This window comes from Ochrobactrum teleogrylli (assembly GCF_037482325.1).
Taxonomy (GTDB): Bacteria; Pseudomonadota; Alphaproteobacteria; order Rhizobiales; family Rhizobiaceae; genus Brucella; species Brucella teleogrylli.
The window spans coordinates 2,489,061-2,504,849 of record NZ_JBBHKQ010000001.1; the positions used below are offsets into that span (position 1 = coordinate 2,489,061).

Consider the following 15,789-nt stretch of genomic DNA (forward strand, 5'->3'; position numbering starts at 1 on the left):
CAAAGCTTAAAACTTGCCAGAAAGGCCGATGATCGCGCCGAAGGCCGTATCCTTGTTGACCGTGCGGTTTACATAAGGCGTCACGCCGATGCTGACGGCATCGCTGAACGCATAGGAAACCGTGGTCGACAGGCTGCCGCGTGTATGCGCCGCATCGGAATCGAACTTGAACGAGCCGATATAGTCGGCGCTGGCGATTACGCTCGGGTCCTTGTGCGACAAATCCTGCTCGATCTCGGCATTGACGGACCAGTTGACCTTGTCGGTCAGCGCCATGCCGTAATTGAGACCGAGATAGGCCGTGGTGCGCTGTGACTTCACATCCGAATAGGTGAATGGGAAATGAGCGCCGGATTCGGTATAGCCGTCCATTTTCAGGTCGGTATAGTCCAAGCCGCCGTAATAACCGAACGATGCCTTGTTGCCGAGATCAAACGACTGCCCTGCTTCCAGCTGTACGCCCCAACCATTGACGGTGCTGTCACCGCTGCCCGGTTCGGTATAGCCCAGCACCTGACGCGTCCGCTCGACATCATAGCGATTGATCGCAGCCGAACCACGCATATACCAGGTTCCGCTCTGGGTCCGGTCTTTCCACTGCGCATAGATACCGCCGCCGAGATTATTGTTGGTGCGGTCGAAATTGTCCGGCATGTCCTGCCAGAACGTATGGGCAATGGTTGCGCCTGCCGAGAAATTATCGGTGAAGGCGTGACCGAGCGTCATCCAGCCGAGCACATCCTTGCTGTCGCCTGCGCGGCCAACGTCGGAATAGATGCCGTACCAGCTTTCGCCACCCCGCGCCATGCCGAGACCGGCGCCGGAGAAGTCGTTGAAGCCCTGACCGCTGCTGCTGCCGCCCATCAGCCGGCCAACAATGGCGCCTTGCGAGCCGACGACCGAGAAGGTGTCATTGGCAAGTGCGGCAACCGTCTGCACCGTATTGGTGACATCGATGCCGACAGGCGTGGGCGTTGGTTCCGGTGCTGGTGTCGGCTTCCCATTCGCGTTCGGGTCCGGATCAGGGGTCGGAGTGGGGTTCGGCTTAGGATCGGGCGGCGTTACCGTCACGAGTTTCCAGAGCGCGGTATGTGGAACAGTATCGGCGCCATAAGAGTAACCGACGATCACAGTCCCATCAGCAGAGACGCCGCTCGTATAGGAAGCCTTGCCCCCCAAAGTCCCAAGGTCTGTCGGCGATGTCGCACCGCCAATCCAAACCACGGCGTGGATTGCATCGCTCTCATTCGTCGCATGGCCAACGATAACCCCCCATTCGCTGAAACGGCAGTTGCGTCAGAAGCCTTGCCCCCTAAAGTGCCCAGATCGGTCGGTGTTGTCTCTTGATTATACCACGCTACGGCATGGGTATCAGCTGTTGATGAATACGTTGCCCCCCCGATGATGACACTGCCATCAGCGGACACAGTACGGGCAAAAGAGCTCGATCCGCCATTCAAAACGCCCAGATTCACCGGATTCGCGTTTTTGCCGTACCACGCCACGGCGCGCAAATCTCCACCAGCCAGGTTCGACTGTCCAACAATTACGGTTCCATCGGCAGACAAGCCGCGTGCGCTGGAGTTACCACCCAAAGTCCCAAGATCCACCGCATGCGAATCTATGTCGTACCATGCCGCAGCATGGTTATGTGTCGCATCCAAATCTGCCGAACCGACAATCACCGATCCATCGTGGGAAACGGCAGCCGCGGCGGAAGTAGCGCCACCCAATGTTCCAAGATCAAGGATCGAATAGGCACCGTTAACACGCGACCAAAGAACGGCATGACCGTTGTTCAAAGCACCATTACTGTTCGAGGATCCGACAATCGTCGTTCCGTCAGCCGAAATTGCATGGGCGACCGCCGTACTATTGGCATCGAGAGCGTCAAGACCAGTTGGCGTCGACGTTTCATTCAACCACACCAGAGGGCGCTGCACACCTTGGGCGTCGACCGTGCCGCCAAAAATAACCTTCCCGTCAGCAGACGCACCATTCGCAGAAAACGGACGACCTGCGTCCAAAGCCAAATTTTGGAGGACAGTCAGTTTTCCAGTTTTGCTATCCCAGACTGAAGCAGTAGTAGCGCCGCCAGTCGTATCTGCAACGTACCCAAAAATCACACTGCCGTCAGCAGAAACGCCTTGGGCAACAGACCTAACCCAGCCAGCCCCCTCAACCAAAATGGGTGCAGGGTTAGGATCAAGCTCCAGCTGCTGCGCCATCGCAATATGTGCAACGCCTAATAAAGAAGATGTACCAATAAGCAAATACGCCAAATTCTTATTTAAAACTTTCATTACCCCTCACACATCAAAAAAGATGAACAAACTCCGATGATTCCTATCTTATATTTATTTTAAAATATCATGTCTATATTACAAAATATTCATATATACACTAATAAAGTTAAATATGAAGTAACTTTATCTATATATTATTTTACATCTAATTTAGATAATAAGAATAGCTACGCGCAGGCGGGCCGGATCGACACGCCAGACATTTATTCGCGCATATTTTATGAAATCGAAGCCGCAGCAAGCTCTGCTAAAGCGGGCCTTTGCGGGTGGATACCGGATAGATCAAAGCTGTATCAGTGGGCAGTCCAGCGGGCTTGCCGCCGCGGGCTTCACACTTTTGCTGGAAATGCTTTCTTCCCTACGCTTTTCCGAACGCAAAGTCGCTTCGCAATTTTTGCTGGAAATGCTTGTCAGCTCCACCCGCCGCCATAGGTGCGGTAGAACACATGAAGGCCGATCTTGGTCAGCTTCTTCATGGTGGGTGCCCAGAAGGGCTTCACATAGGTTGCATGATAATGCGTGGCCGAGCCCACTTCCGGCAGCCATATCTGACCGGACGACACCGTCTTCGCCACCTGCTGCGCCATGCGCCATTGCGGCATCTCGGTAACACGATGTTTCTGCCCGTCGCAGGCAAAGGAGAACTGGCAGGCATTCAGCCAATCGCGGTTCTGATAGACCACCCCGCAAATGGTGCCCGGATAGGCCGGGTTGCGCACGCGGTTGAGCACGACCTGCGCCACAGCCACCTGCCCTTTGACCGTTTCGCCACGCGCCTCGTAATAAACGGCTTCGGCGAGGCACTTCTGTTCGCCCTTGCTAAATGCCGAAGGCGGCAACGGAGTTGCCGCCCAGTCGTGATCTTCCTGTCCGATGGGCGGGACGAAACGCCCCTCGCTCGGGTCTGGTTTCAGGATACTCTCAAAGGGTGATGTTTTTCCATAATCAGGCGCAGACGGTGCATAACCCAGGGCCAGCACATCCGGCTGGTCATTGTTGATCAGCTTGGCCAGTTGCACCGGCATTTCTGCGCGCGGCTTTGGCGGCTTCACGGCATGGAAGGCCATGGTGATGTCGATTTCCTTGCCTTCAAGCTTGCTGGAAAAGGCCATCTTGGTGTCGGTCTTTTCCGGCGGGCGGGTGATCATGCTGATCTTGTCGAACATGCTGCCCGCGGTGAACGCCTTGGCGGGCGCCTTTGGCTGCACCGAGACCAGACGGCCCGTCTTGTCGGCGCGGTTGATGCGGTTTTCGTCCGGGTTGGGATCATCCGGGCCGAGCTTCGCGGTCTTCTTGCCGCCCGAAAGCGCTACACGACCGATGCCCGGCACTTCGATGCCGTTGGTGGCGATGCTGCCGGTGACGGTCGTTGCATCGACAAAGGGCATTTCCGCCTGATGCACCGAACCAACGGGAGCCTTGGCGACAAAAGCCGTCCAGCGATGCGTGCCGAGATCAGCAGACGGCACGAGGCTCGCCATATCCTGAAAGGCAATCGCATTGGAATTGAAGAGATAGGCGAAGGCTGTGAGGACCAGCGGGATCAGACGCTGCGGCCTGCGGGCGATGTGACGCGGTTTCGCGCGCACGGCATAATAGCGACCATCCTCCGGGCAATAGCCCGTGACAGGATAATGCCATACCGGCTCGGCAACGGCCTTCCGTCGGCCAAACAGCGCTCGTATCGACACAAGACGCACCGCACACTCCACTCACACAGACTTCAGTTCTCGCGCACAGGTTCCGAAGCCGTTTCACGCTTTTCGGGATGTGCTTAACGAAGCCGATAATGGAGTATTAACCTTGATGGATCGTTAACGATGTCTTGTTTACCCTTTGAAAATATTGATTAATTTTGAATTAACACTGTCCGCCCAACGATTGTTTTCATTGCGTTTTTGAGTGGCAATGGTCAAAACGGTATGGCAGGGATAAAAGCCCTTTGGCAAAAAATGCCTGCATAAGATTACCGACAGGAACCAGCGAACGTCATTGGCACGTGATATTCAAACAGAGGCAGAATGGACTTTTTCCAAATGTTTGCGGCTGGCCTTATCAGCATAGTTGGATGTTATGCTGCTTCAGCGGAAGTCATGAACCTCAGAGTGACCAGCTCATCCATGATGCCCACTTTTGGTCCGGGGGATGTGGTCGCCACCACCAGCTATGCGTCGACCGAAACCATGGAACGGGGCGATCTCGTTGCCTACAAGGTCCACTATATATCGAAAAGCTTGTTGGGCGGCCCCGGCCAGCTTGTGGATACGGTATTCCTCGGGCGGATCATAGGCTTGCCTGGAGAAACAATCGAGATCGAGGACGGGATACCAATTATCAATGGTGAACCGCTTAAGATGACACCAATTTCATCGACTCTCGATGGGGGGTGCCCCGAAGAGACAGAATCCAGCACTTATTATCAATGTCGTTTCGTGCGGGAAACAACACCGAAAGGCAAAAGCTATATACTGCTGGACATGGTCAATAATAGTTTCGGTGATAATATCGACGCAAAGACACTCGCGGATAATGAATACTATATTATGGGGGACAATCGGGACAACGCGAATGACAGCCGCTTTCCATCGGTCGGCCTTGTTCTCAAGGACCAAATAAAAGGTAAGATTCGCATGTTTTCCGCATCGGTCCGCAAGCCGGATCGTCAGTGGCGACTGGATGGCTTTCCGGGATTTAAGTAAGCTCTATCAAGCGCACTCGACAGCAATCGTTCGGAGGGGAATGATGAACGCAATCTTCAAGACGGCCTGCATCAATGGTTTCATTGCAATGGCGTTTCTGGCATCGCCGGGGAGCGCCTTCGCCAAATCGCCCTGCGACGGGGTTACCACGAGCCTGACCAAGCAACAGCGGTCCGATTACTCGGCCCTGATTGCCAAAAGCCTTCGCAAGAAGGTGAAGCCAACTGCGGTCAAAATCGACAGTTTCATGCAAAGCGGTGAATGGGCAGTCGTTTATGCCGATGTTCCGGTCGCCGACCCCGGCTATTTCTTCTTCGACCTTTCAGGCAAGACACCGCAGCTTAAAGACGTCTGGGGCGGCATGGCCGACAGGAGTGAAGTGCCGGATCTGGTCAAATGGGCCAAAAAGCTTGGCGCGAATGGAAAGATCGCCAGCTGTTTTGCCGATACGGCAACTGCATCCTAAAGCGCTTGTCAGAACAGAGCGCCTTTGGCAATCACTTCACCGACCAGCGGTCGATATCGGCGTCCTGTCCGATCAGCGCCAAACCCGTGGCAATCGAATCGAACTGGTTGGAGCTGGTCACGGCCGCATCGGGAAAGCGGCTTTCGAATGCGGTGCGGATGGCCGGCACAAAGGACGTGCCGCCCGTCAGGAAAACGCGGTCGATATTGCCGGATTGCAGTCCGGCCTTTTCCACGGCTTCATCCACCGACTGTTCGATCTGGCGCACATCCTCGGCGATCCAGTTTTCGAAATCGTTGCGGGTGATATCCGAGCGAATTTCAAAATCGTCCGCCTTGAAATGCAGTTCCGCGATGCGCTCGGATGAGAGGCGAACCTTCAGGTTCGAAACGGCGCGATAGATTTCGTAGCCGTAATCATTCTCGATCAGATTGATGAAATGCTCCAGCGCTTCCGGCTCGACCGCCTGCTTGGCAAGCTCGGTCAGGTCGCGGATCGTCGCGGGCGAGTTCATCAGGAACAGCGTGTTCCAGCGCGCGAAATTTGCGTAATAATGGTTCGGCATGGTCAGGCGCTTGCCGAAGGACTTGTATTCCGTGCCCTTGCCGAGCAATGGCGAAACCGCATTGTCGATGATGCGGTAGTCGAATGTGTCGCCCGCAATGCCAAGACCGGTCTGGCTCATCGGCGTGAAGGAAAGACCGCCCTTACCTACTTCGAAGCGCACGATGGAAAAATCGCTCGTGCCGCCGCCAAAGTCGGCCACCAGAACAGTCGAATCCGCCTTCAATTCCTGCGCATAAAAATAAGCCGCGGCCACCGGTTCATAGACATAGTGAATGTCGGTGAAGCCGAAGGCGCGAAACGCCTTTTCGTAGCGCTGCATGGCCAGCTGCTCGTCCGGCGAGCCGCCTGCAAAAATAACCGGACGCCCGACCACCACGCGATTGCCCTTTGGCGGCAACCTGTCGCCGAGGCGCGCGGCAACCGTTTCGAGGAATGTCGTCAGAATATCCTCGAACTTGAACCGTTTGCCGAAGACCGGCGTATCGGTGAAGGATTTTGACGCCGCAAAGGTCTTGAAGGATTGCAACATGCGCGTTGAATGCGGCGCATTGACAAAAGCATCCATCGCCCATGGGCCGCTTTCCACCGTGCGCTCGCCGGTTTCGCGATCTTGCCAGAAACAGAGGATCGAGCGATAGCCGGTCACGTCGGCGCCATCCTTGACGACGCTCAGCACAGCCGCGGTGCCATCGGGGCTTGCAACCGACAGAACCGTGTTGGTGGTGCCGAAATCGATGCCTAATGTCACGCCATCAAATGGGCTCTCAATAGCCTTCGTCATCGTGGCACCTTTTGGGAGAAAATCGGGGAGCGGGCGGATTAGCAGCCGCGACGACCAAGCTCAACCCGTTAATGTGCGTTTTGATGCCAACGGATAAGATCGGCGCGAAAAAAATACCTGAAACACCGGCCCAACCCATCATGTAACGAACGGAAAAGAAGTTTGAAGTAAAAGATTGTAGGTTTTTTGAAAATTTATAGAATTTTTGTTTTCAGACTGTTAGGTTTCAGCCCCGCATCCGGAGTGGTTCACCTTTTAGAGCATAATCCGATCAAACCTGCTCTCATAATACCGCCAGAACTGCTCCCTTATTTGTTCTCACCGCATGAATGCGACGCCGGGTGATTTCTTCCGACTGCATAATGCTCCAGGCTGTCCAACAAATGAAAGCGATACTCATGGCGTTTCTCTCACGTACACTTCTCGCCACCGTCTTGCTGTCTGCAAGCGCCCTGCCCTTTGGAGCGCTGGCTGAAGAATCAGCGGGCCAGCCGCTCGCCACCGGCTATCACAGCAGCGGTCAGGTTACCGCCGAGGTCAGCGGCGCCATCCGCGACGGCGACAAGCTAACCGTCAAGGTTCGTTTCAAGAACGCCACGGAAGGCGACAACGTTTCCTCGACGCTTTACAGCTCCATGTCAGACAAGGAGTACGAGAATGATTATTACCTTCTCGCCGGCGACAAGAAGTATCTGCTGTTGAAGGACTCCGAGGGCAAGCCGCTCACGCCAACCTCCGTTTCACTGTTCGGCAAGGGGCCTGTGGTCGGCGTCTGGCACGGCGTTTTTCCGGCACCACCGAAAGATCAGAAGGTGACGCTCTATATCAAGGGGGTCGAGCCGCTCGGACCATTCGCCGTTCCCGCCGAATAGGGGGAACAGCCAATGGCTACAATCCATCGATTGACCCGTCTCGGTCTGATCGGCCTTGCTGCGCTGTGCCTGCCGTCGGTCGGAACAGCGCAGGATGCAGGGCTGAATACGGATAAGAACGCCTATATCCGTGATCTTGTGCCGGAAATCCGCGATCTGGTTTCGGCTTCCGGCGGTACGGATGACAACGCACGCGGCCTTTCGGCCGCAGCGCAACAGATTGTCGAGAAGAGCGGCAACATCACGATGCGCGAGACAGACAACAGCGTCGTCCTGTCTGTCTCGAGCGATATCCTGTTCGGTTTCGACAGCGCCAAGCTGACGGCTAAGGCCAAGTCCACACTGGGTGGTGTCGTCAAGATATTGGACAGCACACCGGATTCCACCGTGCAGGTTGTCGGCTATACGGATTCCAAGGGCTCCGATAGCTATAACCTCAAGCTTTCGAAAGCGCGGGCCAGAGCGGTTGTCGAATTTTTAGTCGGCAATGGCGTGCCGTCGGCGCGCCTGAAGCCGGAAGGGCGTGGCGAAAGCGAACCTGTCGCTCCCAACGACATCAAGGGTAAGGACAACCCCGATGGACGCGCCCAGAACCGGCGTGTGGAATTTGTGCTGCCAAAGGCATGATGCCGTCTGCACAGTAATGCCAAAAGAAAAAGCCCGGATCACTCCGGGCTTTTTTACATGATGCTTATCGCTTCTTCTTGGCGCGGCCCGCGAACGGATTGTCCGAGGTGCGCAGCGCAAGGCGGATCGGCACGCCCGGCATATCGAAGGTTTCGCGCAGGCCGTTGACCAGATAACGCACATAAGATTGCGGCATCGCGTCGGGACGCGAGCAGGAGACGACGAAGCCCGGCGGGCGGGTCTTCACCTGCGTCATATATTTCACTTTCAGGCGGCGACCGGAAACAGCCGGCGGCGGCTGATGGGCAATCACGCTTTCCAGCCAGCGATTGAGGCGGCCGGTGGAAATACGGCGATTCCATATCTCATGGGTCTTCACGACATTTTCCATGAGCTTGTCGAGACCCTGGCCGCGTTCGCCGGAAATCGGCACGGCGCGCAGCCCGCGCACCTGCGGCAGAAGACGGGCGGTCTTTTCGTAAAGATCGGCCAGAACCATCTGACGGTCTTCGATCAGGTCCCACTTGTTGAAGGCGATGACCGGCGCACGACCTTCACGGATGATGAGATCGGCGATCTGCAAATCCTGCTTTTCAAAGGGGATCGTCGCATCAAGCACGATGATCACCACCTCGGCAAAGCGGATGGCGCGCAGGCCATCGGCAACCGAAAGCTTTTCCAGCTTTTCCTGCACGCGCGACTTGCGACGCAGACCGGCAGTGTCGAACAGCTTGATCTTGCGACCGTGCCATTCCCAATCGACCGAGATCGAGTCACGGGTGATACCCGCTTCCGGGCCAGTCAGCAGGCGGTCTTCACCGAGCATGGTGTTGATCATCGTGGACTTGCCCGCATTCGGGCGTCCCACAATGGCAATGCGCAGCGGCTTGGTCGCGTCATAGGCCGGGATGACTTCCTCATCCGGATCTTCAATGTCGTCGCCGATCAGCTCGCCGACCGCCTTTGGCGTGAAGACTTCGTCAGCGCCTTCCGCTTCTTTTTCGTCGGCGAAGACGCGTTCTTCGCCCAGAAGTTCGACAATGGCGTCGCGCAGGTCGGGCATGCCCTGACCATGTTCAGCGGAGATCGGGCACGGTTCGCCGAGACCAAGCTGGAAGGCGTCATAAAGGCCCGACTGCGCGCCGCGCGCTTCGGCCTTGTTGGCCACCAGCACCACGGGCTTGCCGGACCGGCGCACCAGTTCAGCAAAGGTGTTGTCGGCAGGCGTCAGGCCGTTCTTGGCATCGACCACGAACAGCACCGCATCGGCTTCGCTGATGGCGGCTTCCGTCTGGGCGCGCATACGCGCTTCCAGCGAGTCATTGGCGGCCTCTTCGAGACCAGCCGTGTCGATCACCTGAAACTTGAGGTCGTAGAGCTTGGCGTCATGGATGCGCCTGTCGCGCGTGACGCCCGGCAGGTCGTCCACCAGCGCCAGCTTGCGGCCGACGAGACGATTGAACAGCGTGGACTTGCCGACATTGGGACGCCCGACGATTGCGAGAGTGAAACCCATGAACGAAAATTACTCCAGAAAGAAACAGGGCCGGTTCAAGACCAGCCCCGAAGGTAGCCTTTGTTTAACTTTGTGCCGCAACGCCTGCGCTGCGCATCAGGTCCAGCATCGTATTGGCGCGCTGGCGGATATTGGCCTGCGCCATACCGTCATCGGCGATCTGCTTGAACAATTTGACCGCATCGTCGAAACGTTCGGCCTTCCAGGCTGCGAGGCCAAGGGCTTCGCGCGCGCTGGAGCGCATCGAATTGCCATCGGCAGACAGGGTTTCAACCCGCTTGGCGACATCGTCATAAGAACCGCTATCGACCAGCAGATAACCCGCCCGCAAACGCGCCACATCGCGCAGCGTACCCGGCACGGCATTGTCGGCAGCGATATCGTCAAACGCCTTCACGGCGCCAGCCGCATCGCCCTTGCTGGCAAGGACGGAGGCCGCACGCAGGCGCGCCAAAACCGGATAAGACCCATAGCCGGTCTTTTCCAGATCGTCGAGCGCAGCAAGTGCTTCATCGTTCTTGCCTGCCGATGCAAGGTCAAGCGCCGCAAGGAACTTGTCGCCGGAAGCAGAGGCCTTGCTGTCGGTCCAGTGCTGGTAGCCGACCCAGCCGGCAGTGCCCAGAACGATTGCAACGGCAGCACCGATCACGATCGGGCCGAAATTCTTCCAGACCTGCTTCGCCCGTTCCGAACGGAGTTCCTCGTTTACCTCGCGAATGAAACTGTCGTCTGCCATGGACCTGCCATTGTTCTTGAATCTGATTTACGAAATAGCTGTTCTGGCGCTTTTAGTCGGAATTGTCGCCATATGTAAGACCCGTCCGCGAAATAAGCATAGCGAGCCCTGCGTAAAAGTGAATTTCGGTCCGACCTTCGCCATATTCAAGGGATAGCCGGGTCACTGGCCCCTTCCCGGCCTTGGATTTTCCCGGTATTTGATGGCAATGCGCGTTTTCTTCCCCAAAACTCTCCTCGCTCTTTCCCTCTCGGCGGCTTTTTGTGCGCCTGCCGGGGCCACATCACCGGAAACAACGGCCAGCAAAACGCAATATGTGCTGATTTCCTTCGACGGCGCGCATGACAATGCGCTTTGGACGCGCTCGCGCGAGCTTGCGAAGAAAAACAACGCTCGTTTCACCTATTTCCTGTCCTGCGTCTTTCTGATGACCCGCAAGGACCGCGCCAGCTATCAGCCGCCGCACAAAAAGGCGGGCGCGTCCAATGTCGGCTTTGCCCAGACCCGCGATGAAGTCGTGACCCGGCTTGGCAATATCTGGCAGGCGCATCTGGAGGGCAACGAGATCGCCAGCCACGGCTGCGGCCATTTCGACGGCACGAGCTGGTCCACCGCCGACTGGAACAAGGAAATCGGCGCGTTTCGCCGCATCGTGGCCGACGCCTACAAAAATAACGGCATCGACGGCGAACCGGAAGGCTGGCGCAACCTCGCTCTCAACGGCATCAACGGCTTTCGCGCGCCCTATCTCGCCGCTTCGAAGCCGGTGCAGGACGCACTCAAGGCCAATGGCTTCCGCTATCAGGCATCATCCGTCACACGCGGGCCGGAACTGCCGCAGATCGCCGGTCAATTCGCATCTTTCGGTCTGCCGCTGATCCCGGAAGGCCCGTCAAAGCGACCGATCGTCGGCATGGATTACAATCTCTATGTCCGCCATTCCAAGGCTAAGGAAACACCTGACCAGTCGGCAGCGTTCGAAGAGCGCGCCTATAAGGCGTTTCGCGCCGCCTTCGACAAGCAATATGACGGCGAGCGCATTCCCTTGCAGCTTGGCTTCCATTTCGTGCTGATGAATGACGGCGCATACTGGCGCGCCATGGAGCGACTTGTTTCCGAGGTCTGCACCAAGGCCGACGTCAAATGCACCACCTATGGCGATTATCTGAACAGCCTCGACAAGAACACCGGCTCGACCATTCAGAACCGGTCGTAACCGGCGTTTTTCCAAACCCTCGTGCTTCGAGACGGCGCTGACGCGCCTCCTCAGCATGAGGGTGTTGGCGCTCTTTAGCATGAGGTGTTGGCGGACTTCCCTAAACGCTCTGCGGCGTTTCCAGATTTTGACGATCCAGCGTCGGCAGTTGCTCGCCATGGATGGTCGCCTCGAAGGCGCGAAGGCGCTTGTAGATCGACAGAAGCTCGATGATCGTTGTCCAGGAATTGACCAGATACTGGAACGAGCCGCGCACCTGATCGAAGACGTTCAAGATCTGGTTCATCAGGCCCAGGGTCAGTTTGCCTGCCACAATGGACGGAATGAGGATCAGGGTCGGGAAAATATTATCCGCCTGAATGTAGAAGATGCGGGCGACGTTGAAATAGACGTAGTGGAAATAAAGCCGGAAATAATTATGCCGGACATTGCGGAACAGTTCCTGCATCGTCACCGGCGCGGCGCGGTCTTCGTGATCCTCACCATAGACCAGCTCCTTACGATAGGCTGCTTCCACGCGCTGATTGTTGAACTCCAGCCCCGGCAACTTGATGCCGACGAGCGCCAGAAAACCGGTGCCGAAGGCGGCCCACAAAATGGCCGCCCAGACAAGCGCATGCGGAATAGCGCCGATGATCGGCAGTTCATTGACCTTTTCCGAAAAGGTGAACAGGACCGGCAGAAAGGCGATCAGCGTCATCACGGATTTCACAAGGCTGACGCCCAGCTGTTCCAGCGTGGAGGAGAACCGCATCGTGTCTTCCTGCACGCGCTGCGCGGCGCCTTCGATATGACGCAATCGCGGCCAGTGGCTCATATAGTAATTGTTCATCGCCGTGCGCCATCGGAAGATATAATGGCTGACGAAGAACAGGCTGAGCACGCTCACCGTGACCGCGATGAAGGCGATGCCAGCGAATTCGACCATCCCCCAGTAAAAATCGGCGGCTGTCACCGAACCCGGCGTCGACAGCGCCTTCTGCACCATGTCGTAGAATGGTCCGTACCAGGCGTTCACCGCAACACTCACCTGCACCGAAAAATAGGTCGTGAACAGGATCAGTGCCGAACCGAGGATCGACCAGCGCTGCCATGGATGCGGTGAAAACAGCGCCCAGAAAGCGTAAAACGCAAAGGTCGCCACGGCGAAATAAATGTAGAACCAGAGAAACGGCGCCGACCAGAAAAGGCTTGCGCCGATGATCGGCGCGGCGTCCGGCGCGGCGGGCGGCAGGCCGAAAAGACGCCCGAGATTTTCGCCCCCCATATACCAGCCGAACACGGCCAGCAGACTCCAAAGAAAGACAGATGGAAAAAACAGTTTTGGGCGGGGGAAAAAAGATACGAACACGAAAGCGGTCCCGATTCTATGGGGTTATCGCCCCATAGAATGCTTCTTGCAGCGCCTTTGCCAGTTAAATGTTTGTAAGATTTTGACAGAAACCTTTTTTAGATTCCCAATTTTGCAGTGCTACTTGGCCTTTTGACCGGCCAGCACGCCGATGACGGCGACTGCCACCAGCGAGAAGGCGGCGGCAAGGCTGGCCGAGGTGAAGGAGCCAGAACGCTGCGCCATGTAACCGGCGACCAGTGGCCCGACAATCTGCCCGATGCTGAACGATACGGTCATGCGCGCCAGTGCCCGCTTCGGCGAGGCGGGAGCCAGAACCCGCGCGATCTGGAGACCGAAAGCAGTCAGCGCCATGAAGGTCATGCCGAGAAGCGCACCGCCGACCAGCGGACCGACAGGCGGGGCGATGACGACGCTTGCGGCGACACCGATGGCTTCCAGTAGCGCCGTCAGCGCGAAGGCATTGAACAGGCCGAACTTCTTCGCCGCCGGAGACCACAGCCAGATCGACGGCGCGGCGGTCAGGCCGGTGACGATCCACACGGCTGCTTCCATCAGCGGCCCGCCATCATTGGCGCGCACGATGGCGATCAGAAAGGTGGCGGTGATGACATAGCCGAAGCCGAAAATGCCATAGGCGAGCGCCAGCGCGTTGAAGGCAAAGCTTTTCGGCAAAGCCGGTTCACGCGCGTTGCCGCCGTTGCCGCGCGGTCCCTCGCGCACCAGAAAGACCACTGCCGCCAGCATGACCAGCGTGAGCAAAGCCGCGCCGATCCAGTCCGCACGCCAGCCGAGGCCGGAAAAACGGATGGCCGCCACCAGCACTGCCGAAATGGCGATACCGCTGCCCACGCCGCCGAAATGCAACGCGCCAAGCCCGCTGCGCTCGGCGGCGGTCACATGGCTGAGCACGATGGCCGTGCAGAGGATCATGGTCACGGCGCTGGCGAAACCGGCGGCAAAGCGGATCGCGGCAAACATCCAGACGCCGTCGAACAGTGCCATGGCGGCGCAAAGTGCGGCACTGATGATCAGGCCGGTGATCACGCTGGCGCGCTCTATGCCTGCCGACCAGCCATAACCCGCCGCGACAGCGCCGAGCAGATAGCCAATATAGTTGGCGGATGCGATGAACCCCGCATCGGCGGCGTTGAAGCCAAGATCGGCCATCATGCCCGGCAGGATCGGCGTATAGATGAAACGCCCGATCCCCATTGCAGACGCCATGGCGAGAAAACCGCCCAGCGCATAACGGATCGCCGTCTGGTGTTGAGCGGAGTTTAGTGAGGATGACATTGAAAAATCCGAACGGGAGAAGGCAGACTTAAGGAAGTTCGACTTGGGAGAGAACTGAGTCATGCGCGGGAAAATACGCCTCAAATGCAGCCGCACAATTGAATTTTTCTGATGGCAGCGATCAAGGGGAGTAAGGGAGTAAGGGAGTAAGGGAGTAAGGGAGTAAGGGAGTAAGGGAAGAGGATCGCGGGCGCTTATTCAGCGCAAGCGTTTTTCTTCAGGGCACCGAGTGCCTACCCTATTCCCCTATTCCCCTATTCCCCTATTCCCCTACTGCCCTCCTCTATCCCCTCACCACCGGCACGCTGTCCGGAACCCCGGCATGGAGGAAGTGCAGCAGCGTATCCTGCACCGATTCCAGCCGGTGCACGCAATCGCGCCAGCCGAAGGGAATTTCCTTCGGCACGGGCGGAATGCGCTGCGGCGCCACGCCTTCATCCAGCGAACAATTGGCGATGATGATCTGCAACGCCTCGCTGACCCATGGCGGCGGAGGCGCTTCCTTCTTGCGCAGCGCATTACCCAGTGCTTCGCCGAACAAGAGCGCTGATGCATAAAGACGAATGCCGCGACGGTCATAACGCCCGGCCATTTCGGTCACTTCGCGCGCCGCCAACCGCCCGCGCAACGACCAGCGCGCATTGCTGCGCGCAAGCGCAATGCCGTCACCCAACGCGATTACCGCGCGATGCGCGGAGGTGAACTGGTTGATTGCGTTTTGGGCGCGTGCCGCATCCTCCTTATCGAGCGCGATGGCCGCCTGTTTCAGCCCGTTGGCCAGCCGGTCCAGCAGGCCCCGCGCCGCCCGGTCGATCAGCCGCACCGGGTCCGGTGTCAGCAAGATCTGGCTGAACAGAAGCCCGACACCTGCGCCCACCAGAACGTCGATCAGGCGCGTCACACCCGCCACCTGCGGCCCCATGGCGAGCACCAGAATGGCCGAAACACCGGACTGGATGGCAATTGCCGGCGCCATGCCGAACGAGGTTGCCAGCACCATGGCGATGAAGGTCACCACCGCCATATGCACGACGAGAACGGTTTCCGGCAGCAGCAGCGACAATTCTCCCGCGACTACCCCTGTCGTCACGCCGACCATGACGCCGATGGCCTGCTTGCCATGGTTTGGCAGGTTGGGCGCAAGGCAGATCACCGCCGTGACCATGGCGAAGACCGGCCTTGGCTGACCGAGAAGCCACTGGCAGATCAGCCACGCCACAGCCCCACCAATGGAAGCAATCAGCGCATCGCGCCAGCTCACCGACCATTGCTGGACAACCTTGTTCACGCGCTGATGCATGGGGTTTTCTCCGCTTGGGCAGGCCTATCCGCAGATACTTATGGCAGAAGCCCGGC

General features: G+C 57.6%; 14 protein-coding genes. 5 read left to right on the top strand and 9 right to left on the bottom strand.

Features of this window, described 5'->3' with window-relative positions; all coding sequences use genetic code 11:
* Positions 1-6: 6 nt before the first annotated feature.
* The 3 genes from WIX40_RS11740 to WIX40_RS11750 form a co-directional block, all read right to left on the bottom strand.
* Positions 7-1,224: an autotransporter outer membrane beta-barrel domain-containing protein gene (locus WIX40_RS11740; protein WP_124915182.1), complete on the bottom strand. Its 1,218-nt coding sequence runs from the start codon at positions 1,222-1,224 to the stop codon at positions 7-9.
* Positions 1,128-2,303, bottom strand: coding sequence for a hypothetical protein (locus WIX40_RS11745; RefSeq protein ID WP_109368419.1), 1,176 nt, complete (start codon positions 2,301-2,303; stop codon positions 1,128-1,130). Before WIX40_RS11745 ends, WIX40_RS11740 begins: the two co-directional genes overlap by 97 nt.
* Positions 2,304-2,716: 413 nt before the next feature.
* Positions 2,717-4,006 (bottom strand): cell wall hydrolase, encoded by a 1,290-nt coding sequence (locus tag WIX40_RS11750; RefSeq protein ID WP_109368418.1) that lies wholly within the window; start codon positions 4,004-4,006, stop codon positions 2,717-2,719.
* Between the two features lie 321 nt (positions 4,007-4,327).
* Between WIX40_RS11750 and lepB the strand changes: the two genes are divergently transcribed.
* Both lepB and WIX40_RS11760 read left to right on the top strand, forming a co-directional pair.
* Positions 4,328-5,005, top strand: coding sequence for a signal peptidase I (gene lepB, locus WIX40_RS11755; RefSeq protein ID WP_121537328.1), 678 nt, complete (start codon positions 4,328-4,330; stop codon positions 5,003-5,005).
* 40 nt (positions 5,006-5,045) lie between these two features.
* Positions 5,046-5,471 (top strand): hypothetical protein, encoded by a 426-nt coding sequence (locus tag WIX40_RS11760; RefSeq protein WP_235858907.1) that lies wholly within the window; start codon positions 5,046-5,048, stop codon positions 5,469-5,471.
* Between the two features lie 31 nt (positions 5,472-5,502).
* Here WIX40_RS11760 and WIX40_RS11765 read toward each other — a convergent pair whose 3' ends face one another.
* Positions 5,503-6,819, bottom strand: a complete 1,317-nt coding sequence (locus tag WIX40_RS11765) for an Hsp70 family protein (RefSeq protein WP_109368416.1) — start codon at positions 6,817-6,819, stop codon at positions 5,503-5,505.
* 383 nt (positions 6,820-7,202) lie between these two features.
* Here WIX40_RS11765 and WIX40_RS11770 point away from each other — a divergent pair, with 383 nt between their 5' ends.
* Both WIX40_RS11770 and WIX40_RS11775 read left to right on the top strand, forming a co-directional pair.
* Complete coding sequence (locus tag WIX40_RS11770) at positions 7,203-7,691, top strand: hypothetical protein (RefSeq protein ID WP_121537466.1); 489 nt, start codon at positions 7,203-7,205, stop codon at positions 7,689-7,691.
* A gap of 12 nt (positions 7,692-7,703) precedes the next feature.
* Complete coding sequence (locus WIX40_RS11775; protein WP_109368415.1) at positions 7,704-8,318, top strand: OmpA family protein; 615 nt, start codon at positions 7,704-7,706, stop codon at positions 8,316-8,318.
* Between the two features lie 64 nt (positions 8,319-8,382).
* On the opposite strand, the gene der is transcribed toward WIX40_RS11775, so the two are convergent.
* A complete protein-coding gene (gene der, locus WIX40_RS11780; protein WP_109368414.1) occupies positions 8,383-9,834 on the bottom strand; it encodes a ribosome biogenesis GTPase Der in 1,452 nt (483 codons plus the stop codon).
* 64 nt (positions 9,835-9,898) lie between these two features.
* Positions 9,899-10,570, bottom strand: a complete 672-nt coding sequence (locus WIX40_RS11785) for a tetratricopeptide repeat protein (RefSeq protein WP_109368413.1) — start codon at positions 10,568-10,570, stop codon at positions 9,899-9,901.
* A gap of 208 nt (positions 10,571-10,778) precedes the next feature.
* On the opposite strand from WIX40_RS11785, the gene WIX40_RS11790 reads away from it, so the two are divergent.
* Positions 10,779-11,786 carry a polysaccharide deacetylase family protein gene (locus WIX40_RS11790; RefSeq protein ID WP_124915232.1) on the top strand — a complete coding sequence of 336 codons (1,008 nt, stop codon included), beginning with the start codon at positions 10,779-10,781 and terminating at the stop codon, positions 11,784-11,786.
* A 100-nt stretch (positions 11,787-11,886) separates the two neighbouring features.
* Here the strand turns inward: WIX40_RS11790 and sbmA are convergent, their stop codons facing one another.
* The 3 genes from sbmA to WIX40_RS11805 form a co-directional block, all read right to left on the bottom strand.
* A complete protein-coding gene (gene sbmA / locus WIX40_RS11795) occupies positions 11,887-13,137 on the bottom strand; it encodes a peptide antibiotic transporter SbmA (RefSeq protein ID WP_109368412.1) in 1,251 nt (416 codons plus the stop codon).
* A 120-nt stretch (positions 13,138-13,257) separates the two neighbouring features.
* The gene (locus WIX40_RS11800; protein WP_339439958.1) at positions 13,258-14,433 is read right to left on the bottom strand and encodes a YbfB/YjiJ family MFS transporter; all 1,176 of its coding nucleotides are present in this window, start codon (positions 14,431-14,433) and stop codon (positions 13,258-13,260) included.
* Positions 14,434-14,716: 283 nt separating this feature from the next.
* Positions 14,717-15,733, bottom strand: a complete 1,017-nt coding sequence (locus tag WIX40_RS11805) for an FUSC family protein (protein WP_339439959.1) — start codon at positions 15,731-15,733, stop codon at positions 14,717-14,719.
* Positions 15,734-15,789 lie beyond the last annotated feature (56 nt).

Coding starts and splice junctions, on each gene's coding strand:
- WIX40_RS11800 (WP_339439958.1), bottom strand. CDS start 14,433: ATGTCATCCTCACTAAACTCCGCTCAACACCAGACGGCGATCCGTTAT.
- WIX40_RS11790 (WP_124915232.1), top strand. CDS start 10,779: ATGCGCGTTTTCTTCCCCAAAACTCTCCTCGCTCTTTCCCTCTCGGCG.
- lepB (WP_121537328.1), top strand. CDS start 4,328: ATGGACTTTTTCCAAATGTTTGCGGCTGGCCTTATCAGCATAGTTGGA.
- WIX40_RS11765 (WP_109368416.1), bottom strand. CDS start 6,819: ATGACGAAGGCTATTGAGAGCCCATTTGATGGCGTGACATTAGGCATC.
- WIX40_RS11775 (WP_109368415.1), top strand. CDS start 7,704: ATGGCTACAATCCATCGATTGACCCGTCTCGGTCTGATCGGCCTTGCT.
- WIX40_RS11745 (WP_109368419.1), bottom strand. CDS start 2,303: ATGAAAGTTTTAAATAAGAATTTGGCGTATTTGCTTATTGGTACATCT.
- WIX40_RS11770 (WP_121537466.1), top strand. CDS start 7,203: ATGAAAGCGATACTCATGGCGTTTCTCTCACGTACACTTCTCGCCACC.
- der (WP_109368414.1), bottom strand. CDS start 9,834: ATGGGTTTCACTCTCGCAATCGTCGGGCGTCCCAATGTCGGCAAGTCC.
- WIX40_RS11785 (WP_109368413.1), bottom strand. CDS start 10,570: ATGGCAGACGACAGTTTCATTCGCGAGGTAAACGAGGAACTCCGTTCG.
- WIX40_RS11760 (WP_235858907.1), top strand. CDS start 5,046: ATGATGAACGCAATCTTCAAGACGGCCTGCATCAATGGTTTCATTGCA.
- WIX40_RS11805 (WP_339439959.1), bottom strand. CDS start 15,733: ATGCATCAGCGCGTGAACAAGGTTGTCCAGCAATGGTCGGTGAGCTGG.